The following is a 19,405-nucleotide window of genomic DNA, read 5'->3' on the forward strand; positions in this document are numbered from 1 at the left end:
CATGACGGACCAGGTCGCCAGCAACCCGATCGTGCTCCAGCGCGCCGACCCGCACGTGCTGCGCCATGACGGGCAGTACTACTTCACCGGCTCGCACCCGGCGTACGACCGGGTGGTGCTGCGCCGGGCGGAGCGTCTCGAGGACCTCCAGGCGGCCGACGAGGTCACGATCTGGACCCGGCACGAGACCGGTCCGCAGTCCCACCTGATCTGGGCCCCTGAGATCCACCGGGTCGACGGCGCGTGGTACGTCTACTACGCCGCCGCGCCGAACGACCACGGCACGGTGGACGCCCCCGGCGCCAACGAGACGTTCAACCACCGCGTGTTCGTCCTGGAGTGCACCGCCGACGACCCGCTGACCGGCGAGTGGGTCGACCGCGGCCAGGTCGACACCGGCTGGGAGAGCTTCGCGCTCGACGCGACGAGCTTCGTCCACGACGGGCAGCAGTACCTCGTGTGGGCCCAGCAGGACCTGTCGATCCGCGGCCACTCCAACCTCTACGTCGCCCGGATGGCGAACGCGTGGACGCTGGCGTCCGACGCGGTGCTGCTCACCCGGCCGGAGTACGACTGGGAGATCAAGGGCTTCTGGGTCAACGAGGGCCCGTCGGTGCTCGTCCGCGACGGCCGGGTCTTCCTGACGTACTCGGGGGCGGCGACCGGCATCGACTACGCCATGGGGCTGCTGACCGCGGACGCGGACGCCGATCTGCTGGACCCCGCGTCGTGGACCAAGAGCGTCGAGCCGGTGTTCGTCTCGGACCCTGCGGCCGGCCAGTACGGCCCCGGTCACAACTCGTTCACCCAGACGCCCGAGGGTGAGACGGTCCTCGTCTACCACGCCCGCACCTACACCGAGATCGTCGGGGACCCCCTGTGGGACCCGAACCGGCACGCGCGCGCCCAGGTCCTGCCCTTCGACACGGACGGCAACCCGGTGTGGGGCACCCCCGTGGCGGACACGCGCCCGGTCCCGACGTCGACCGAGGTGCTCGCGCCGGACGGGCTCGGGAGCGTGGCCCTGGCGTGACGCCGTGGCCGCGAACGCCCGGCGCGGACGGTCTCACCCGTGCAGGACGGTGACCGGGCAGCCCGCGAAGTCCAGCACCTGGCGGCTCGTCGAGCCCAGCAGCAGGCGGTCGAAACCGCCCAGTCCTCGCGTGCCGACCACGAGCCGGTCCGCGTCCTGGGACGCCTCGATGAGCACGTTCGCGGCCTGCCCGTGCACCACCTGAGGGCGCAGACGGTCCGTGGGCAGGTCCACCCCGGCCGCTGAGATCGCCGCGTCGAGGCACTCGCGGGCGAAGTGCTCGTAGTCGCTGATCGGCGGCGCCCAGCCCCACGAGCCGGGCAGCGGCGCGAGTGTCGTGATCTGCCAGGCGAACACGGGGACGAGGAGCGCGTCCGAGCGTGCCGCCACCTCGCTCGCGTGCCGCAGCGCGAGGACCGACGGCGCGGACGTGTCCACCCCGACCACCACGCGCGGGACGCCCGACGGCGGCGCGGCGGACGCGAGCGCCGGATCGTCCTCCACCTTCCTCGGGGGTCGGTCGACGTGTCGCACCACCGTGACCGGGATGCGCGCGTTCTCCACGACCGTCGAGGAGACCGACCCGAGGATGCGACGCCCGATCCGCGCCCGCCGTCGTCGTCCGAGCACCAGCATCTGGGCCTCGGCGCTCGCGGCGAGCAGCGCGTCGGGCACCGGTCCGGGGAGCACGGAGTACTCGGCGTCGAGCCGGCCGTGCCGTTCACGTGCGCGGTCGACGATGGCTGCCGTCTCGGCCCGGACCTCCTCCAGGACCGCGGTGAGGGACGTCTCGTCCGTGGCCGGGGCGACCCGCACGACAGTCAACGGGTGCCCGCTCGACGACGCCTCCGCCACGGCCCAGTCCAGTGCCTCGTCCGCCTCGGCGGACCCGTTGACGCCGACGACGATGCCTTCCATGCGCCCAGCGTAGGTCTGACCCGTCAGCGACGCTCGGGCGGTTGCAGCAGGGACCGGATCGGGCGCGTGACGACGTCGACCCGGTCGATCAGGTCGGTCGGCCCGGTCACCACGAGACCTCGTCCCGGGACCGGGACGTGCAGTGCCGTGACGTCCCGCACCCGGACGCGGGTCGCCGGCCGGGCCGCCCCGTCCACGGTGAGCTGGGCCGTCTCCAGCGGGACGGCGTCGACCTCGGCCACGATGGCGCGCATCGCGCTGCGGTAGTCGGCGAAGTCGTCGGCGAAGTCCGACGTCCCGTGCGGCGTCGGCGACGTGTCGGGCTCCACCGGTGCGGAGATGTCGGCGTGCAACGGAGCGACGAGCGCACCGCTCGCGGCGGCGCGGACCACGTCCTCCACCGCGTCCGCGGCCACGGCCGTGCGCAGCGTCTCCACCTCGAGCGACTCGCGCGCGAACGTGCGGTACGACCGGACGAACCGGTCCGACGTCGGGTCCGTCTCGTCGTCGTACCCCGTCAAGGCCTCGTCCTCCAGGTCGAGTCCCCAGGTCAGCGGATCGACGATCTCGCCCACGACTCCCGAGAAGCGTGCCAGCCGCGCATCCACCGCGTGAGCCGGTCGCGGCGGACCGCTCTCCTGCCGGCCGGTGCCGTCCTGTCCCGCCTCGTGCCCGACGTCGTCCATGGTGGCCCTCCCCGGTGTGCGGCGACCTGTTGCACCCACCATTCTCCTGCGGGCGGGGGAGAGGCAACGGGGCGCGCCGTCACGCCCCTGGCGAACAAGGGCATCTGGAGGGGGGTCGGTGTGTTGGGAACGAATAGAGTCGTAGCGGTCAGGCTGTCGCCGTCGATCCGACGGGGTGCAGGGAAACGCCGCTCGTGAGGGAGCAGCACATGTTCGAGAGATTTACGGACCGAGCCCGTCGGGTGGTCGTCCTCGCGCAGGAAGAAGCGAGGATGCTCAACCACAACTACATCGGCACCGAGCACATCCTGCTCGGCCTCATCCACGAGGGTGAGGGCGTGGCCGCGAAGGCGCTGGAGTCGTTGGGCATCTCGCTCGACGGCGTGCGCGCGCAGGTCACCGAGATCATCGGTGAGGGCCAGCAGGCGCCGAGCGGGCACATCCCGTTCACGCCGCGCGCCAAGAAGGTGCTGGAGCTGTCGCTGCGCGAGGCGCTGCAGCTCGGCCACAACTACATCGGCACGGAGCACATCCTGCTCGGTCTCATCCGCGAGGGTGAGGGCGTGGCGGCACAGGTGCTCACCAAGATGGGTGCTGACCTGAACAAGGTGCGTCAGCAGGTCATCCAGCTGCTGAGCGGCTACCAGGGCAAGGAGCCCGTGGCTGCCGGCGGTCCGCAGGAGGGGCAGCCCTCCGGGTCGGCCGTGCTGGACCAGTTCGGCCGCAACCTGACGCAGGCAGCGCGCGAGGGCAAGCTGGACCCGGTCATCGGGCGCACCCCGGAGATCGAGCGCGTGATGCAGGTGCTGTCGCGCCGCACCAAGAACAACCCCGTCCTCATCGGCGAGCCCGGCGTCGGCAAGACGGCCGTCGTCGAGGGCCTGGCGCAGGACATCGTGCGCGGCGACGTGCCCGAGACGCTCAAGGACAAGCAGCTCTACACGCTGGACCTCGGGGCGCTGGTGGCCGGTTCGCGCTACCGCGGTGACTTCGAGGAGCGCCTGAAGAAGGTGCTCAAGGAGATCCGCACGCGCGGCGACATCATCCTGTTCATCGACGAGATCCACACGCTCGTGGGTGCCGGTGCCGCCGAGGGCGCGATCGACGCGGCCAGCATCCTCAAGCCGATGCTGGCGCGCGGCGAGCTGCAGACGATCGGCGCCACGACGCTCGACGAGTACCGCAAGCACGTCGAGAAGGACCCGGCCCTGGAGCGTCGCTTCCAGCCGATCCAGGTCAACGAGCCGTCGCTCGAGCACGCGATCGAGATCCTCAAGGGTCTGCGTGACCGCTACGAGGCACACCACCGCGTGTCCATCACGGACGCCGCCCTCGTGTCGGCCGCCCAGCTCGCCGACCGGTACATCAACGACCGGTACCTGCCGGACAAGGCGATCGACCTCATCGACGAGGCGGGCGCGCGCCTGCGCATCCGTCGCATGACCGCCCCGCCGGAGCTCAAGGAGCTCGACGAGCGGATCGCCGAGGCGCGGCGCGACAAGGAGTCGGCGATCGACGACCAGGACTTCGAGAAGGCCGCCGGTCTGCGTGACACCGAGAAGCAGCTCACGCAGCAGCGCGCCGAAAAGGAGAAGGCCTGGAAGTCGGGCGACCTCGACACCGTCGCGGAGGTCGACGAGGAGCTCGTCGCCGAGGTGCTGGCGATGTCGACCGGCATCCCGGTCGTCAAGCTCACCGAGGAGGAGTCCAGCAAGCTCCTGCACATGGAGGACGAGCTGCACAAGCGGATCGTCGGCCAGAACGTCGCGATCAAGGCGCTCTCCCAGGCGATCCGGCGCACCCGGGCCGGCCTGAAGGACCCGAAGCGTCCCGGTGGTTCGTTCATCTTCGCCGGGCCCACCGGCGTCGGGAAGACCGAGCTCGCCAAGGCGCTCGCCGAGTTCCTGTTCGGTGACGAGGACGCGCTCATCCAGCTCGACATGTCGGAGTTCTCGGAGAAGCACACGGTCTCGCGGCTGTTCGGCTCGCCCCCCGGGTACGTCGGTTACGACGAGGGTGGCCAGCTCACCGAGAAGGTGCGCCGTCGTCCGTTCTCCGTCGTGCTGTTCGACGAGGTGGAGAAGGCCCACGCGGACATCTTCAACTCGCTGCTGCAGGTGCTCGAGGACGGCCGCCTCACCGACTCTCAGGGTCGGGTGATCGACTTCAAGAACACCGTCATCATCATGACGACGAACCTCGGCACGCGGGACATCGCCAAGGGCGTCCAGACCGGCTTCAACGCCGGCGGCAACCTGGCGACGGACTACCAGCGGATGCGGGCGAAGGTCAACGAAGAGCTCAAGCAGCACTTCCGGCCCGAGTTCCTCAACCGTGTGGACGACACGATCGTGTTCCCGCAGCTGTCCGAGCAGGAGATCATCGAGATCGTCGACCTCGAGGTCGCCAAGCTCGACAAGCGTCTGCGCGACAAGGACATGGGCATCGAGCTCACGCCGGCGGCCAAGAAGCTGTTGGCGGAGAAGGGCTACGACCCGGTCCTCGGCGCCCGGCCGCTCAAGCGGGCCATCCAGCGGGAGATCGAGGACGCGCTGTCCGAGAAGATCCTGTTCGGCGAGCTCAAGTCCGGCGAGATGGTGCTCATCGACGGCGAGGGCGAGGGCATCCTCGGGGAGTTCATCTTCCGTGGGGTGCCGAAGTCCGAGCACGACCGTGGGCCGGTCTCGGTGGGTGCTGCTGCAGCGCTCGACGCACCGACCGGCGTCTCGGTGTCGGACCTGCCGCCCACGGGCCAGATGCAGGCCGGCGCTGAATAGCACGGCGTAGTTCGCCCGCTGCCTGACCACGAAGGCCCCGGACCCTCCTCACAGGGTCCGGGGCCTTCGTCGTGCCCGGGGACGCTGGTGCAGCAGGAGCGATGCCCCGGGGCGAAATCGTCGGATGTAGTGGCGGCCATTCGTCGCCGAACCCTGGACTCTGCCCTGGTTCTCCTGGTAGACATTGGATGAATTGGGGACAGGGAGGTTCCATGGACGACGTCGTCGACGCGCACCACCACCTCTGGGTGCGTGCCCGCACGCCACAGCCGTGGATCGATCCTGCCTCGATGTCGCGGATCGATGCCGACTTCACCCCCGCCGATCTTCCCGCACGGACGTACGGCGTGGAAGCCACCGTCGTGGTGCAGTCCGCCGACAGCTGGGCCGAGAGCCGTGAGCTGCTGCGGATCGCCGGGTCCGACGACGGCGCAGCGGCGGGCGTCACCGGTGTCGTCGCCTGGGCAGACCTCACGGCGCCGGACCTCGCGGACCGCCTCGCAGCCCTCCGCGACGGCCCGGGCGGTGCCCACCTCGCCGGCATCCGCACCCAGGTCCAGGCCGAGACCGACCCCGGGCACCTCGACCGCCTCGACGTCCGCCGCGGGCTCGGCACCGTCGCCGCGGCCGGGCTGGCCTTCGACCTCGTGCTGCGCGCCGACCAGCTCCCCGCCGCCGCCCGGCTTGCTCGCGACCTGCCCCAGGTGCGGTTCGTCCTCGACCACCTCGGCAAGCCCGACCTGCGCGGCACCGCGACGGACGCCGCGAGCCTCGCCGCCTGGCGCTGCGACCTCACCGCGCTGGCCGCCGCGCCGAACGTGACCGCCAAGATCTCCGGGCTGGTCACCGAAGCCCGGTGGCAGGCGTGGACGGCCGAGGACCTACGGCCCGCCGTCGACCACGCGCTCGACGCGTTCGGGCCCGACCGGCTCATGTTCGGCTCGGACTGGCCCGTCTGCCTCCTCGCCACCGGGTACGGGGACTGGCTCGCCACGGCACGCACGCTGCTGGCCGGCCTGGGCCCGGCAGAGAGAGCAGCGATCTTCGCCGGGACGGCCCGGCGCACCTACGCACTGGAGGACATCGATGACCAGGGATGAGCTCGACGGCCTGCGTGCCGTCGTCACCGGCGGGGCCTCGGGGATCGGTGCCGCCGTCGTGGCAGCCATGCTCGACCGCGGCGCCGCCGTCACCTCGATCGACCGCATGTCCGACGGCGTCCCCGACGGCGCCGACGCCGAGATCGCCGACGTCACCGACGACGGCGCCGTCCGGGCAGCGGTCACCGCCGCCGCCAGGAGGATGGGCGGCATCGACATCGTGGTCAACAACGCCGGCATCGGTGCCCAGGGCACGGTCGCGGACAACGACGACGCCGAGTGGATGCGCGTGCTGGACGTCAACGTCGTCGGGGTGGCCCGGGTGACGCGGGCCGCGCTGCCCCATCTGCGCGCCTCGGACCACGCCGCCGTGGTCAACATGGCGTCCATCGCGTCGTGGACCGGTCTGCCCGCCCGCACCCTGTACTCCGCGACCAAGGGCGCGGTGCAGGCCCTCACCCTGGCGATGGCCGCCGACCACGTGCGCGACGGCATCCGGGTCAACTGCGTCTGCCCCGGCACCGTCGACACGCCCTGGGTCGGTCGCCTGCTCGCGGCGGCCGACGACCCGGCCGCGGAGCGCGCCGCGCTCGAGGCCCGCCAGCCCACCGGCCGGCTGGTCAGTCCCGAGGCCGTCGCGCACGCCGTCTGCTACCTCGCCAGCCCGCTCGCCTCGGCGACCACGGGGGAGTCCCTGGCCGTCGACGGCGGCATGCACGGTCTGCGGACCCGGCCGGTGGAACAGCGATGAGACGCGTGCCGGTCGGTGGCAGCGGCGTCTCGGTCACCCGCCTCGGGTTCGGCGCCGCCCAGCTCGGCAACCTGTACCGCGCCACGAGCGACGCCGACGCCCGTGGTGCGGTCGACGCCGCGTGGGACGCCGGGATCCGCTACTTCGACACCGCGCCGCACTACGGGCTCGGGCTGTCCGAGCGGCGGCTCGGCGCCGCGCTCGCGCACCGGCCGCGGGACGAGTACGTGGTCTCCACCAAGGTCGGCCGGGTGCTCGAACCCACCCCGGTCGACGCGCACCGCCGCGACCCCGACCTCTTCGACGTCGCTGCCACCCACCGCCGTGTGTGGGACTTCAGCCGCGACGGCGTGCTGCGCTCGATCGAGGACAGCCTGGGACGCACCGGGCTCGACCGCGTCGACATCGTGTACCTGCACGACCCGGACGACCACCGCGGCGAGGCGTTCGACCAGGCGCTGCCCGCCCTCGTCGAGCTGCGCGACCAGGGCGTGGTCCGCGCGGTCGGCGCCGGGATGAACCAGTCGGCGATGCTCGCCGACCTCGTCCGCACCGGCGCCGTCGACGTCGTCATGTGCGCCGGACGGTTCACGCTGCTCGACCAGACGGCGCTGGCCGACCTGCTGCCCGCCGCCGTCACCCATGGGACCTCGGTCGTGGTCGCCGGGGTGTACAACTCCGGCCTGCTGGCCCGCGACGTCCCGCCCGACGACGCGACGTTCGACTACGCCCCGGCACCGGCCGCGCTGCTGGAGCGCACCCGCCGGATCGCCGCGGTGTGCGCCGAGCACGGCGTCACCCTGCCGCAGGCCGCCCACGCCTATGCCCGCACCCATCCCGCCGTGGTGAGCACCGTCGTCGGGCTCCGCGACCCGCAGCAGGTGCGCGCCGCCGTCGACCGGGAGGCACCGGTGCCGCCCGAGCTGTGGCCGGCGCTCGCGCGTGCCGGGCTGCTCGACCCCGCCGCCGTGCCCACCGCCGTCTGACCCCGTCCCCGCAAGAACCGGAGGAAGCCCCGTGCACCTGCTCCGCCTCGGTCCCGTCGACCAGGAGACTCCCGCCGTCCGTCAGGACGGCGTCACCTATGACCTGCGCCCCCTCACCACCGAGGTCGACGGCGCCTTCCTCGCGGACGACGGCGTGGCCCGGGTGCGGGCGGCGCTCGCGGCGGGCCGCCTCCCGGTGCTGGAGGGTGCCGACGGTCTGCGCCGCGGGGCACCCGTCGCGCGGCCGCAGGCGGTGATCTGCATCGGCCAGAACTACGCCGCGCACGCCGCCGAGTCCGGTGCCGCCCCGCCGTCCAACCCGATCGTGTTCCTCAAGCACCCGAACACCGTCGTCGGGCCCGACGACGACGTGCCGCTGCCGCCCGGGGCGGAACGGGTCGACTGGGAGGTCGAGCTCGCCGTCGTCGTCGGGCGTCGGGCCTACCGGCTGGCCACGCCGGCGGACGCGCTCGCGCACGTGGCGGGCTACGCCTGCGTCGACGACCTGTCGGAACGCGCCTGGCAGCTCGACGAGTCCGGCGGGCAGTGGTCCAAGGGCAAGTGCGGGCCCGGCTTCGCGCCGCTCGGCCCCGCGCTCGTGCCGGCCGACGAGGTGGACCCGGCCGCGCTGGGGCTGCGTTCCTGGGTGAACGGCGAGCCACGTCAGGACTCCACCACGGCCGACATGATCTTCGACGTCGCCCACATCGTGCACCACCTGTCGCAGTACATGGCGCTCGAGCCCGGGGACGTGATCTGCACCGGGACGCCGCAGGGCGTCGCCCTGTCGGGACGGTTCGACTACCTGCGCGACGGCGACGTCGTCGAGATCGAGATCGACGGGCTCGGCCGGCAGCGGCACACCGTGAGCGCGACCGCCGACGTCGCGACCGCACCGGCCGGGACGAGCGCATGACCGGCACCGCGCAGGGCGGGCCACCGCTGCTGCGCATGACGGGGATCTCCAAGGGGTTCCCCGGGGTCAAGGCCCTCGACGACGTCCACCTCGAGCTGCGGCACGGCGAGGTGCTGGCCCTCGTCGGGGAGAACGGTGCCGGCAAGTCGACCCTCATGAAGCTGCTCTCCGGCCTGCACCGGGCCGACGCCGGGACGATGGAGCTCGACGGCGAGCCGTACGCCGTCAGCAGCCCGCGCGAGGCGAACGAGTCCGGGATCGCGATCATCCACCAGGAGTTCCACCTCATGGCGGACCTGACGGTGGCGCAGAACATCTTCATCGGCAGGGAACCGCGGCGCGCCGGTCTCATCGTCGACGCCGAGCTGGAGCGGCGCACGGCCGCCCTCTTCGAGTCCCTCGGGATCGTCCTCGACCCGGCGCAGAAGGTCGGCGAGCTGAGCGTGGCCGGCCAGCAGATGGTGGAGATCGCCAAGGCGCTGTCCTTCGACGCGCGGGTGCTCATCATGGACGAGCCGACGGCGGCGCTGAACGACGCCGAGGTCGCCACGCTGTTCCGGCTCGTGCGCGACTTCGTCTCGCCGCGCACGGGCGTCGTGTACATCTCCCACCGGATGGAGGAGATCCAGGAGATCTCCGACCGCATCACCGTCCTGCGCGACGGCCGGTACGTGGGCACGAGCGACACGGCCACGACGACGACGGCGGAGGTCATCTCCCGCATGGTCGGCCGGGAGGTGGTCACCGACGCGCGGCCCGCACCCGCACCCGCGGACCGGGAGGTCGTGCTCTCCGTGCGCGGCCTGAGCACCAGGAAGCTGCTGCGGGACGTCTCCTTCGAGCTGCACCGGGGCGAGATCCTCGGCTTCGCCGGCCTGATGGGCGCCGGGCGCACCGAGGTCGCGCGTGCCGTCGTGGGTGCCGACCCCTCGACCGGGACCATCGAGGTCGCCGGGCGTCCCGTGACGATCCGGCACCCTGCCGATGCCGTGCGGCACGGCATCGGGTACCTGTCCGAGGACCGCAAGAGGTACGGGCTGCTCCTCGACCAGGACGTCACCGCCAACACGATGCTCTCCTCCCTGCGGCGCGAGAGCCGTTTCGGGTTCGTGCGCGACGCCGTCGGGCGCAGGGTCGCGGCCCGGATGGTCGACCGGCTCGGCATCCGTACCCCGTCGATCGGCCAGCGGGCCAAGAACCTCTCGGGGGGCAACCAGCAGAAGGTCGTGCTGGCCAAGTGGCTCACCCGGGACTGCGACGTCCTCGTCGTCGACGAGCCCACCCGCGGGATCGACGTCGGGGCCAAGGACGAGATCTACGAGCTGCTCACCGCCCTGGCTGCCCAGGGCACCGCGATCATCATGATCTCCTCCGAGCTGCCCGAGGTCCTGCGCCTGTCCGAACGCATCGTCGTGATGTGCGAGGGGCGCGTCACCGGCGTCGTCGACAACGCCGACGCCACTCCCGAGAGCCTCATGGAGCTCGCTACGCAGACCGGATCCGAGCACCACCTCACCGCCACCGGAGGCGCCCGATGACCGCGACCCGACCCGACGCCCACACCGCCGAGCCCGCCGGGGCGCCACCGGGCGCCCCCCGGACCGGCGAGCCGCGACGCGGCCCCCGCTACCGCGCCCAGCTCCAGCAGCTGCTGGCCTTCGCCGGGCTCGTCGCGATCTTCGCGTTCTTCTCGATCGCCAGCCCGTACTTCTTCGAGTGGCCGAACATCAAGGGCATCCTCCTGGCGTCCTCCGTGGTGGGCATCATGGCGCTCGGGGCCACGTTCGTCATCGCCACCGGCGGGATCGACCTGTCGGTGGGAACAGGCATGACGCTGTGCGCGGTCATGACGGGGGTCTTCCTGACGAACCTGGGGCTGCCGTTCGCCGTCGGCATCCTCGGCGGGCTCGGGACGGGTGCCCTGCTGGGGCTCGTCAACGGGGTCAACGTGGCGTACCTGCGCCTGCCACCGTTCATCGCCACCCTCGCGACCATGATGGTCGCCCAGGGGCTGTCCCTCATCGTGTCCGGCGCCGCGCCGATCTACTTCACCGGCGTGCCCGGGTTCGAGCAGGTCGCGCTCGGTGAGCTGGTCCCGGGGCTGCCGAACGCCGTGCTGATCTTCTTCGTCGCCGCCGTGGTGGCCGGCGTGCTGCTCTCGCGCACCCTGCTGGGGCGGTACGCCCTGTCGATCGGGTCCAACGAGGAGGCCACGGCCATCTCCGGCATCGACGTGCGGCGGTGGAAGGTCATGATCTACACCGTCGCCGGGTTGTTCACCGGGCTGGCCGGCATCGTCATGGCCTCCCGACTCAACTCCGCGCAGCCCGGCCTCGGCCTCGGCTACGAGCTGGAGGCGATCGCCGCGGTCGTCATCGGGGGCACGTCGTTGCGCGGAGGCCGCGGCACCATCCTCGGCACCGTCATCGGCGCCCTCATCATGGCGACCCTCACCAACGGGCTGCGGATCATGTCGATCCCGCAGGAGTGGCAGAAGGTCGCCGTCGGCATCGTCATCGTCCTGGCCGTCTACGCCGACATCCTGCGGCGCGGCAAGGACGCCTGAGATTCACCGGTACGTCCGTCCATCGAAGGAGCTGGAACATGTCCACCACCCACCGCCGGCCCGCTGTGCTCGCCGGAGCCGCCGCTGCCCTGCTCGTGCTCGCTGCCTGCAGCACCGACACCGCCGCCGGGAACTCCCCGGGCGGCGACGGGGACACCCCGTACGTCGCCCTCGTCTCGAAGGGTTTCCAGCACCAGTTCTGGCAGGCCGTCAAGCAGGGGGCCGACGACGCGGCCACCGAGCACGGCGTCCAGGTCACGTTCGAGGGCCCGGAGACCGAGACCGAGGTGGAGGAGCAGCTCACCATGCTGCAGACCGCCCTCGACAAGAACCCCGACGCCATCGGGTTCGCGGCGCTGGACTCCGAGGCGTCCGTCCCGCTCATGGCCGAGGCGCAGAGCCGCGGCGTGCCGGTGGTGGCGTTCGACTCGGGCGTCGACTCCGACGTACCGGTCACCACCGTGTCCACCGACAACACGGCGGCCGCGGCCGAGGCCGCCGTGCACATGATCGAGCTGACCGGCGGGTCGGGGAAGATCGCCGTGCTCGGCCACGACCAGACGTCCCAGACGGGGCAGCAGCGCGTCACCGGGTTCGTCGACCACATCGAGGCGCAGGCCCCGGACCTCGAGATCGTCAGCGTGCAGTACGCCGGGGGCGACCAGCTGAAGTCCGCCGACGCCGCCAAGTCGATCCTGCAGGCCAACCCCGACCTGGTCGGCATCTACGGCACGAACGAGGGCGCCGCGACCGGCGTGGTCAAGGCAGTCGTGGAGCTCGGCCGCGCCGGGGAGCTCACGGTCATCGGCTTCGACTCCGGCAAGGCGCAGACCGACGCGATCCGCGACGGCCTGATGGCCGGTGCCATCACGCAGAACCCGGTGGGCATCGGCTACGAGACGGTGGCGGCCGCCGTGGCCGCGATGAACGGCGAGGACGTCCCCGCCGTCGTCGACTCCGGCTTCTACTGGTACGACGCCAAGAACATCGACGACGAGGAGATCGCGGCCGTGCTGTACGAGTGACGACGCCGCGAGCCTCCTCACCGGTCAGCCGGTGGGGAGGCTCTCCTCGACCGTGAGCAGGTGCGCGGCCATGTGGGTGCGGGCGCGGTCGGGGTCGCGGTCCGCGAGGGCGCGCCAGATCGCCTCGTGGTCGGCGTGCGCGCGCTCCTCCGCGCCGGACTGCCGTTGGCCGCGCAGCAGGCGCTCCCGGACGGTGCGGCTCGCCAGGGTCTCGGTGAGTGCGGCGATCACCGGGTTGCCGCTGTGCGCGGCGACGATCCGGTGGAAGGCGATGTCGGCCTCGATGAACCGGTCGTGGTCCACCGGTGCCTGCGCGAGCAGGGCCGGGACGCCGTCGAGCACCGTGCGCGACTCCGCCAGACCCTCGTCGGTGATGCGCAGCGCGGCCTGTGCCGCGGCCTCCGTCTCGAGGATCCTGCGCACCTGGTGGAACGGGCGGGCGCTGGAGTCGCCCTGCAGCTCGACGACGAACCCCATCGGGGCGAGGAGCCGGCCGGGATCCAGGCTCGTGACGTAGGTGCCGTCACCCTGGCGGGTGTGGACGATCCCGAGGATCGACAGGGCGCGCACCCCCTCGCGCAACGAGCCGCGCGACACCCCCAGGGCCTCGGCCAGCTCGTTCTCGACGGGCAGCCGGTCACCCGGGCTGAGCTCACCGGCCAGGATCATCCGCTTGATGCCGTCGACGACCTCGTCCGTGCGTGACATGTCGGTCAGTATCGCTCACGCGACCGCGGGCCGGGCCGGGCTCTGCGCGGAGATCGCGCCGTCGTCGACCCAGAACGCCCCGTCGGGGAACCGGAACCGCGCCACGGACTCCGGGTGCATCTGCGTGGAGTACCCGGGACGGTGGGGCAGCACGTACCCGGTGCCGGCGCCGGTGTCGGCGACGACGCAGGGGTCGGTGAAGTGCTCGTGCAGGTGGTCGACGTACTCGGTCACCCGGTCGGCCAGCGAGCCCGAGACGGCGACGTAGTCGAGCACGGAGACGTGCTGCACCATCTCGCACAACCCGACGCCGCCGGCGTGCGGGCAGACGGGGACGTCGAACTTCTGGGCGAGCAGCAGCACGGCGAGGATCTCGTTGATGCTGGCCAGGCGTCCGGTGTCGAGCTGGCAGAAGTCGATCGCCTCGGCCTGGAAGAGCTGCTTGAACATCACGCGGTTGTGGCAGTGCTCGCCCGTGGCGACCCCGACCGGGGCCACGGCACGGCGCACCGCGGCATGGCCGAGCACGTCGTCGGGGGACGTGGGCTCCTCGATCCACAGGGGGTCGAAGCGGGCGAGCGCACGGGTCCAGGCGATGGCCTGCGGGACGTCCCACACCTGGTTGGCGTCGATCATGAGCCGTCGGTCGGGGCCGATGACGTCGCGGGCGACCGTGAGGCGGCGGACGTCGTCGTCGAGGTTCGCCCCCACCTTGAGCTTGACGTGCCCGTACCCGGCGTCGACGGCCTCCTGGCAGAGGCGACGCAGCTTGGCGTCGTCGTAGCCGAGCCACCCGGCCGACGTGGTGTAGACCGGGTAGCCGTCGCGTTCGAGGTGGGCGATGCGCTCGGCCTTGCCGGGCTGCTGGGCACGGAGGATCTCGATCGCCTCCTCGCGCGTGAGGGCGTCGGAGAGGTAGCGCAGGTCGGCGACGTCGACGAGCTGCTCCGGGGTGTAGTCGGCCAGCAGCCGCCACAGGGGTTTGCCCGCCCGGCGGGCGACGAGGTCCCACGTGGCGTTGAGCACGGCGGCCAGGGAGAGGTGGACCACGCCCTTCTCCGGGCCGAGCCACCGCATCTGGCTGTCGCCGGACAGGTCGCGGTACAGGGCGCCCATGTCGGCCGCGAGGTCGTCGATGTCGCGGCCCACGAGCCGCTGGGCCTGCTGGCGTGCCGCCTCGACGACGAGGTCGGTGCCGCGACCGATGGTGAAGGTGAGCCCGTAGCCGCCCAGCGGTGCGCCGGTGGCGTCCGCGGCGTCGGTGCGCAGCTCGACGTAGGCCGCGGAGTAGTCGGCGTCGACGTTCATGGCGTCCGAGCCGTCGGCCGTCCGCGATGTCGGGAAGCGGACGTCGATGACCTCGACTCCGGTGATGACCGCCATGTCACTCCTCTAATCGTCGGATGATTAGAGCCTATGGCGTGGTGAGCGGCCCGGTCAACCCGGCGGATAGGCTGTGGAGTAGGAGAGAGATCGAATGACTGGCTCAGTCGGGCGAGCGCCTGGCCGCTCCGACGGCGGCGCGCAACCGGTGGGCGAACCCCAGGGCGTTCGCCATCCTCGTGTCGAGCACCGCGCCGCTCATGCGGACTGCTCCGCGGTGGCCCCCAGCCGGGCCAGTACCGCGCCCGCGAGCCCTGCGACGTCGTCGAGCAGCCCGACGGCGCCCGCCGCCTCGAGCTCCCCGGGGGCCGCGTAGCCCCAGGACACGCCCAGGCAGTCGATGCCGTGCGCCGCAGCGCCGTGCACGTCGTGCTCCCGATCGCCGACCATGAGCACCGGGCCGTCGGCCGGTGTCACCGGGGAGTGCCGGCCGAGCGTGGCGAGCGCCTTGGCGATCACGTCCGCCTTGGTCGAGGCCGCCTCGTCGCGCGGTGCGCCGAACACCTCGTCGAGCAGCCCGGTGAGGCCGAAGTGGTCGCAGATCGGCCGCGCGTAGACCTCGGGCTTGCTGGTCGCGACGGCCAGGGTGCACCCGGCAGCGCGCAGCGCGCGCAGTGCCGCCGGGACGCCGTCGAACACCGCGTTGTCGAACATGCCCCCGGTGGTGAACGCCGCACGGTAGGCCGCGACCGCCTCGCCGACCCGCTCGGGCGGTACGCCGTGGGCGGGGAACGAGTCGGTGATCGGCGGGCCGACGAACGAGCGCAACGTCGCGTCGTCGGGCACCGGGATCCCGAGCGTGCGGTAGGCGTCGGCGACCTTCGCGGTGATGCCGGGGGCGGAGTCCATGAGGGTGCCGTCGAGGTCGAGCAGGACGAGGGGTGTGGTCACCGCGCCAGGCTACGCGGCGCGGTCAGATCGCCCGGGCGTGCTCCACAAGCCGGTCGAAGCCTGCGTCCAGCGTCGGGTCGGTCAGCTGCGCGTCCGGGTGCGCGTCGTACCAGGCGATCTGCTCGTGGGCGCCCTGGTCGTAGGTGATCGTGGTGCCGAACTCCGGGACGAGCGCCTGGAGCTTGGCGCAGTCGAAGAGCATGGAGTGGGCCTTGTCGCCGAGCAGTCCGTCGCCGACGTCGGGCAGCACGGCCGCGATCGTCTCGGAGGGGACGTGCACGATCTCCGGGTCGGGGACGCCTGCCGCGGCGCCGAGCCACGTGTACACCTGGTTCCAGGTGGGGGCGTGGGTGCCCATGATCTGGAAGGTGTCGCCCACGGCGTGCGGGTGGCCGAGCAGGCCCGTGAACCCGACGGCGAAGTCCTCGGTGTGCGTCAGCGTCCACAGGCTCGTCCCGTCGCCATGCACGACGACGGGCTTGCCCGCGCGCATCCGGGCGACGTCGGTCCAGGCCCCGGTCGTGGGGATCAGGGTGCGGTCGTAGGTGTGGCTGGGGCGCACGATCGTGGCCGGGAAGGCCTCCTCCCGGTGGGCGCGGACCAGCAGGTCCTCACCGGCGATCTTGTCGCGGGAGTACTGCCAGAACGGGTTGCGCAGCGGCGTCGACTCGGTCACCGGCAGGCGGGAGGGAGGGGTCTGGTAGGCCGAGGCCGACGAGATGAACACGTACTGGCCGGTGCGCCCCGTGAACCGCTCGATGTCGCGGGCCACGTGGTCGGGGGAGAAGGCGCGGAACTGGGCGACGACGTCGAAGTCGCGCCCGGCCAGGGCGTCGTCCACCGCGGCGTCGTCGGCGACGTCCGCGACGAGTGTCTCGACGGCGTCGGGCAGCGGGCGGGTCGTGGACCGACCGCGGTTGAGGACGGTGACGCGGTGGCCCTGGGTCACCGCGCGGGTCACGGCCGCGGCGCTGATGACGCCGGAGCCGCCGATGAACAACAGGTCGAGCGGGTGGTGGGTGCGCATGGGGCCATGCTGCTATGTCGTCGCGGGTACGGCGAGCGTCAGCCCTTCCGGGAGGTGGGCGGGGAGGGTCTCGACGAGTGCCGCGACCCGCTCGGCGCGGGCCGCGCCGGTCATCCGTTCCACGGGCGCGGTGATGGAGACGGCCGCGAGGGGCCGGCCGGCGCGCAGCACGGCGACGGCCGCGCAGGCGATCCCGGTCTCGTTCTCCTCGGTCTCGGTGGCGACGCCGGTGCGGTGGGCCTCGGCGACCGCCTCCCGGAGCCGGTCGGTCGTGGTCTGCGGCGTGACGTACGCGGCGAGGGCCTCTGCCTCGTCCGGTGCGCCGCCGTCGGGCCGTGCGCGCAAGGGGCCGGCGGCCAGCAGCGCACGGCCGAGGGCGGTCGTCGCGGCCGGGCGGCGGCGTCCGACGGCGGACCACACGCGGACGGCGCGCTGCGGCTCGACCTTCTCCAGGTAGACAACCTCTCGGCCGGCGAGGACGCCGAGATGGACCAGCTCGTCGATCTCGTCCCGCAGCGCCTCGAGGGCCGGGCGCAGCAGGGCGGGCAGGTTCTCCTCGGCCAGGAAGGCGCTGCCGAGCGCGAGCACGGCGGGCCCGAGCCGGTAGGTGCCGTCGGCGGCCTGCTCGGCGTAGCCGCGGTGGCGCAGCGCCGCGAGGGTGCGGTGCAGCGTGGACTTGTTGGCGCCGACCTCCACCGAGAGGTCCGCGAGGGAGGTTCCGCCGGCGCCGGCGCGGCCGAGCGCGTCGAGGGTGAGCAGCGCCTTGTCGACGCTGCCGAGCGGGCTGGGGTCCATGGTCCGTCCTGTTATGGTAGTTCCGCAGTGAACAACTGGCGTTCACCATAGCGAAACGGAGTGCAGATGTCAGCCGGCGACACCCTGAAGTCCCTGGAGAGCCACCGCCTCGTCCCCGTCGTCGTGGTCGACGACGCCGAGCAGGGCAGCCGCCTCGCCGAGGCCCTCGTGGCCGGAGGCCTGCCCGTCGCGGAGATCACCCTGCGGACCGCCGGAGGCCTCGAGGCGATCCGTGCCGTCGCACGCGAGCACCCCGACGTCGTCGTGGGGGCCGGGACCGTCGTCGCCGCGGACCAGGTGGACGCCGTCGTCGACGCCGGCGCGCGCTACGTCGTCTCGCCCGGCCTGTCGCGCGCCGTGGTCGAGCGGGCACAGCACCACGGGGTCCCCGTGCTGCCCGGCGTCGCCACGCCCACCGAGATCATGACCGCGCTCGACCTCGGCGTCGAGACCGTCAAGCTCTTCCCCGCCTCCGTCGTCGGCGGGCCCGCCGCGCTCAAGGCGTTCGCCGCACCCTTCGGCAACCTGCGGTTCGTCCCGACCGGGGGCGTGAGCGCCGCCAACCTGCCCGACTACCTGGCGCTGAAGCCCGTGCTCGCCGTCGGCGGCTCCTGGATGGTCGCCAAGAACCTCGTCGATGCCGGCGACTGGGCCGAGATCACCCGCCTCACTGCCGAGGCCGTCGCTCTTGTGGAGGAGAACTGATGAGCAACCCGTCCATCACCACCCGACCCGCCGCGGACTGCCGGTACGACGCCGTCGCGCTCGGCGAGGTCATGCTGCGCCTCGACCCGGGCGACCGCCGCATCCGCACCGCCCGCAGCTTCGACGTCTGGGAGGGCGGCGGCGAGTACAACGTGGCGCGCGGCCTGCGGCGCTGCTTCGGCCTGCGCGGCGCGATCGTCACGGCGCTCGCGGACAACGAGGTCGGCCGCCTCGTCGAGGACTTCATGCTCACCGGAGGTCTCGACACCTCCTGGGTGCAGTGGCGCGACTTCGACGGCATCGGGCGCAGCGTGCGCAACGGGCTCAACTTCACCGAGCGCGGGTTCGGCGTGCGCGGCGCCATCGGGGCCAGCGACCGAGGCCACACGGCGATCTCCCAGATGCAGCCCGACGACGTGGACTGGGACGCGCTGTTCGGCTCCGGCGTGCGCTGGCTGCACACGGGCGGCATCTTCGCGGCGCTGTCCGAGTCGACCGCCGACGTCGCCGAGGCGGCGATGTCCGCCGCGCGGCGGCACGGCACCGTCGTGTCGTACGACCTCAACTACCGCCCCTCGCTGTGGAAGGACATCGGCGGCGTCGAGCGGGCGCGCGAGGTCAACCGCCGCCTCGCCCACCACGTCGACGTGATGATCGGCAACGAGGAGGACTTCACGGCATCGCTCGGGTTCGAGGTCGAGGGCGTCGACGAGAGCCTGACCGACCTCGACACCGGGGCGTTCCGGGCCATGATCGGCACCGCCGCCGAGGCCTACCCGAACTTCCAGGTGATCGCCACGACGCTGCGCGGCGTGAAGTCGGCCTCCGTGAACGACTGGGGCGCCATCGCCTGGTCGCGCGCCGAGGGCTTCGTGGAGGCCACGCACCGCGCCGACCTGGAGATCTTCGACCGCGTCGGCGGGGGTGACTCCTTCGCTTCGGGCCTGGCCTACGGGCTGATGGAGCTCGGTTCGCTCGCCGAGGCCGTCGAGTACGGTGCCGCGCACGGCGCGCTGGCGATGACGACCCCGGGGGACACGACGACGGCGACCCTCGCCGAGGTGGCCAAGCTCGCCTCGGGCGGCAGCGCCCGCGTCCAGCGCTGACCGCGCCTGCTGCCGAACGTCCGCGTTCGGCA

The 19,405-nt window shown here is 72.3% G+C and carries 18 protein-coding genes; 11 read left to right on the forward strand and 7 right to left on the reverse strand.

What is annotated here, in order from left to right:
* The first annotated feature begins 1 nt into the window (after nt 1).
* Nucleotides 2-1,033: a glycoside hydrolase family 43 protein gene (locus tag PZC42_RS02255; RefSeq protein ID WP_277207955.1), complete on the forward strand. Its 1,032-nt coding sequence runs from the start codon at nt 2-4 to the stop codon at nt 1,031-1,033.
* Nucleotides 1,034-1,066: 33 nt separating this feature from the next.
* Here PZC42_RS02255 and PZC42_RS02260 read toward each other — a convergent pair whose 3' ends face one another.
* Both PZC42_RS02260 and PZC42_RS02265 read right to left on the reverse strand, forming a co-directional pair.
* Nucleotides 1,067-1,951 (reverse strand): universal stress protein, encoded by an 885-nt coding sequence (locus tag PZC42_RS02260; protein WP_277207958.1) that lies wholly within the window; start codon nt 1,949-1,951, stop codon nt 1,067-1,069.
* Nucleotides 1,952-1,974: 23 nt separating this feature from the next.
* Nucleotides 1,975-2,637, reverse strand: coding sequence for a hypothetical protein (locus PZC42_RS02265; protein WP_277207959.1), 663 nt, complete (start codon nt 2,635-2,637; stop codon nt 1,975-1,977).
* 209 nt (nt 2,638-2,846) lie between these two features.
* On the opposite strand from PZC42_RS02265, the gene PZC42_RS02270 reads away from it, so the two are divergent.
* The 8 genes from PZC42_RS02270 (at nt 2,847) to PZC42_RS02305 (ending at nt 12,758) form a co-directional block, all read left to right on the forward strand.
* The gene (locus tag PZC42_RS02270; RefSeq protein WP_277207961.1) at nt 2,847-5,414 is read left to right on the forward strand and encodes an ATP-dependent Clp protease ATP-binding subunit; all 2,568 of its coding nucleotides are present in this window, start codon (nt 2,847-2,849) and stop codon (nt 5,412-5,414) included.
* Between the two features lie 212 nt (nt 5,415-5,626).
* Nucleotides 5,627-6,514 (forward strand): amidohydrolase family protein, encoded by an 888-nt coding sequence (locus tag PZC42_RS02275; RefSeq protein WP_277207964.1) that lies wholly within the window; start codon nt 5,627-5,629, stop codon nt 6,512-6,514.
* The gene (locus PZC42_RS02280) at nt 6,501-7,265 is read left to right on the forward strand and encodes an SDR family NAD(P)-dependent oxidoreductase (protein ID WP_277207966.1); all 765 of its coding nucleotides are present in this window, start codon (nt 6,501-6,503) and stop codon (nt 7,263-7,265) included. The genes PZC42_RS02275 and PZC42_RS02280 overlap by 14 nt, the downstream gene beginning before the upstream one ends.
* Nucleotides 7,262-8,251, forward strand: coding sequence for an aldo/keto reductase (locus PZC42_RS02285; protein ID WP_277207967.1), 990 nt, complete (start codon nt 7,262-7,264; stop codon nt 8,249-8,251). Before PZC42_RS02280 ends, PZC42_RS02285 begins: the two co-directional genes overlap by 4 nt.
* 31 nt (nt 8,252-8,282) lie before the next feature.
* Nucleotides 8,283-9,167, forward strand: a complete 885-nt coding sequence (locus PZC42_RS02290; RefSeq protein WP_277207970.1) for a fumarylacetoacetate hydrolase family protein — start codon at nt 8,283-8,285, stop codon at nt 9,165-9,167.
* Nucleotides 9,164-10,705 (forward strand): sugar ABC transporter ATP-binding protein, encoded by a 1,542-nt coding sequence (locus PZC42_RS02295; protein WP_277207972.1) that lies wholly within the window; start codon nt 9,164-9,166, stop codon nt 10,703-10,705. The genes PZC42_RS02290 and PZC42_RS02295 overlap by 4 nt, the downstream gene beginning before the upstream one ends.
* Nucleotides 10,702-11,733 carry an ABC transporter permease gene (locus tag PZC42_RS02300; RefSeq protein WP_277207973.1) on the forward strand — a complete coding sequence of 344 codons (1,032 nt, stop codon included), beginning with the start codon at nt 10,702-10,704 and terminating at the stop codon, nt 11,731-11,733. The genes PZC42_RS02295 and PZC42_RS02300 overlap by 4 nt, the downstream gene beginning before the upstream one ends.
* Nucleotides 11,734-11,771: 38 nt before the next feature.
* Nucleotides 11,772-12,758, forward strand: coding sequence for an ABC transporter substrate-binding protein (locus PZC42_RS02305; RefSeq protein WP_277207974.1), 987 nt, complete (start codon nt 11,772-11,774; stop codon nt 12,756-12,758).
* A 24-nt stretch (nt 12,759-12,782) separates the two neighbouring features.
* Here the strand turns inward: PZC42_RS02305 and PZC42_RS02310 are convergent, their stop codons facing one another.
* The 5 genes from PZC42_RS02310 to PZC42_RS02330 form a co-directional block, all read right to left on the reverse strand.
* Nucleotides 12,783-13,466, reverse strand: a complete 684-nt coding sequence (locus PZC42_RS02310; RefSeq protein ID WP_277207975.1) for a FadR/GntR family transcriptional regulator — start codon at nt 13,464-13,466, stop codon at nt 12,783-12,785.
* Nucleotides 13,467-13,481: 15 nt separating this feature from the next.
* Nucleotides 13,482-14,849, reverse strand: a complete 1,368-nt coding sequence (locus PZC42_RS02315; RefSeq protein ID WP_277207976.1) for an enolase C-terminal domain-like protein — start codon at nt 14,847-14,849, stop codon at nt 13,482-13,484.
* A gap of 198 nt (nt 14,850-15,047) precedes the next feature.
* Nucleotides 15,048-15,740 carry an HAD hydrolase-like protein gene (locus PZC42_RS02320; RefSeq protein ID WP_277207977.1) on the reverse strand — a complete coding sequence of 231 codons (693 nt, stop codon included), beginning with the start codon at nt 15,738-15,740 and terminating at the stop codon, nt 15,048-15,050.
* A 22-nt stretch (nt 15,741-15,762) separates the two neighbouring features.
* Complete coding sequence (locus PZC42_RS02325; RefSeq protein ID WP_277207978.1) at nt 15,763-16,767, reverse strand: NAD-dependent epimerase/dehydratase family protein; 1,005 nt, start codon at nt 16,765-16,767, stop codon at nt 15,763-15,765.
* Between the two features lie 12 nt (nt 16,768-16,779).
* Entirely contained in the window at nt 16,780-17,562 is a 783-nt protein-coding gene (locus PZC42_RS02330; protein ID WP_277207979.1) for an IclR family transcriptional regulator, read from the reverse strand.
* Between the two features lie 66 nt (nt 17,563-17,628).
* On the opposite strand from PZC42_RS02330, the gene eda reads away from it, so the two are divergent.
* Both eda and PZC42_RS02340 read left to right on the forward strand, forming a co-directional pair.
* Nucleotides 17,629-18,267 (forward strand): bifunctional 4-hydroxy-2-oxoglutarate aldolase/2-dehydro-3-deoxy-phosphogluconate aldolase, encoded by a 639-nt coding sequence (gene eda, locus PZC42_RS02335; protein ID WP_277207980.1) that lies wholly within the window; start codon nt 17,629-17,631, stop codon nt 18,265-18,267.
* Nucleotides 18,267-19,373, forward strand: coding sequence for a sugar kinase (locus PZC42_RS02340; RefSeq protein ID WP_277207982.1), 1,107 nt, complete (start codon nt 18,267-18,269; stop codon nt 19,371-19,373). The genes eda and PZC42_RS02340 overlap by 1 nt, the downstream gene beginning before the upstream one ends.
* Nucleotides 19,374-19,405 lie beyond the last annotated feature (32 nt).

It is taken from the genome of Isoptericola croceus (assembly GCF_029382255.1).
Classification (GTDB): Bacteria; Actinomycetota; Actinomycetes; order Actinomycetales; family Cellulomonadaceae; genus Isoptericola; species Isoptericola croceus.

What these genes read in the sequence shown, in the direction of transcription:
- PZC42_RS02310 (WP_277207975.1), bottom strand. Translation starts at nt 13,466, where the DNA reads ATGTCACGCACGGACGAGGTCGTCGACGGCATCAAGCGGATGATCCTG.
- PZC42_RS02330 (WP_277207979.1), bottom strand. Translation starts at nt 17,562, where the DNA reads ATGGACCCCAGCCCGCTCGGCAGCGTCGACAAGGCGCTGCTCACCCTC.
- PZC42_RS02305 (WP_277207974.1), top strand. Translation starts at nt 11,772, where the DNA reads ATGTCCACCACCCACCGCCGGCCCGCTGTGCTCGCCGGAGCCGCCGCT.
- PZC42_RS02255 (WP_277207955.1), top strand. Translation starts at nt 2, where the DNA reads ATGACGGACCAGGTCGCCAGCAACCCGATCGTGCTCCAGCGCGCCGAC.
- PZC42_RS02315 (WP_277207976.1), bottom strand. Translation starts at nt 14,849, where the DNA reads ATGGCGGTCATCACCGGAGTCGAGGTCATCGACGTCCGCTTCCCGACA.
- PZC42_RS02265 (WP_277207959.1), bottom strand. Translation starts at nt 2,637, where the DNA reads ATGGACGACGTCGGGCACGAGGCGGGACAGGACGGCACCGGCCGGCAG.
- PZC42_RS02275 (WP_277207964.1), top strand. Translation starts at nt 5,627, where the DNA reads ATGGACGACGTCGTCGACGCGCACCACCACCTCTGGGTGCGTGCCCGC.
- PZC42_RS02270 (WP_277207961.1), top strand. Translation starts at nt 2,847, where the DNA reads ATGTTCGAGAGATTTACGGACCGAGCCCGTCGGGTGGTCGTCCTCGCG.
- PZC42_RS02280 (WP_277207966.1), top strand. Translation starts at nt 6,501, where the DNA reads ATGACCAGGGATGAGCTCGACGGCCTGCGTGCCGTCGTCACCGGCGGG.
- PZC42_RS02295 (WP_277207972.1), top strand. Translation starts at nt 9,164, where the DNA reads ATGACCGGCACCGCGCAGGGCGGGCCACCGCTGCTGCGCATGACGGGG.
- eda (WP_277207980.1), top strand. Translation starts at nt 17,629, where the DNA reads ATGTCAGCCGGCGACACCCTGAAGTCCCTGGAGAGCCACCGCCTCGTC.
- PZC42_RS02300 (WP_277207973.1), top strand. Translation starts at nt 10,702, where the DNA reads ATGACCGCGACCCGACCCGACGCCCACACCGCCGAGCCCGCCGGGGCG.
- PZC42_RS02260 (WP_277207958.1), bottom strand. Translation starts at nt 1,951, where the DNA reads ATGGAAGGCATCGTCGTCGGCGTCAACGGGTCCGCCGAGGCGGACGAG.
- PZC42_RS02325 (WP_277207978.1), bottom strand. Translation starts at nt 16,767, where the DNA reads ATGCGCACCCACCACCCGCTCGACCTGTTGTTCATCGGCGGCTCCGGC.
- PZC42_RS02285 (WP_277207967.1), top strand. Translation starts at nt 7,262, where the DNA reads ATGAGACGCGTGCCGGTCGGTGGCAGCGGCGTCTCGGTCACCCGCCTC.
- PZC42_RS02340 (WP_277207982.1), top strand. Translation starts at nt 18,267, where the DNA reads ATGAGCAACCCGTCCATCACCACCCGACCCGCCGCGGACTGCCGGTAC.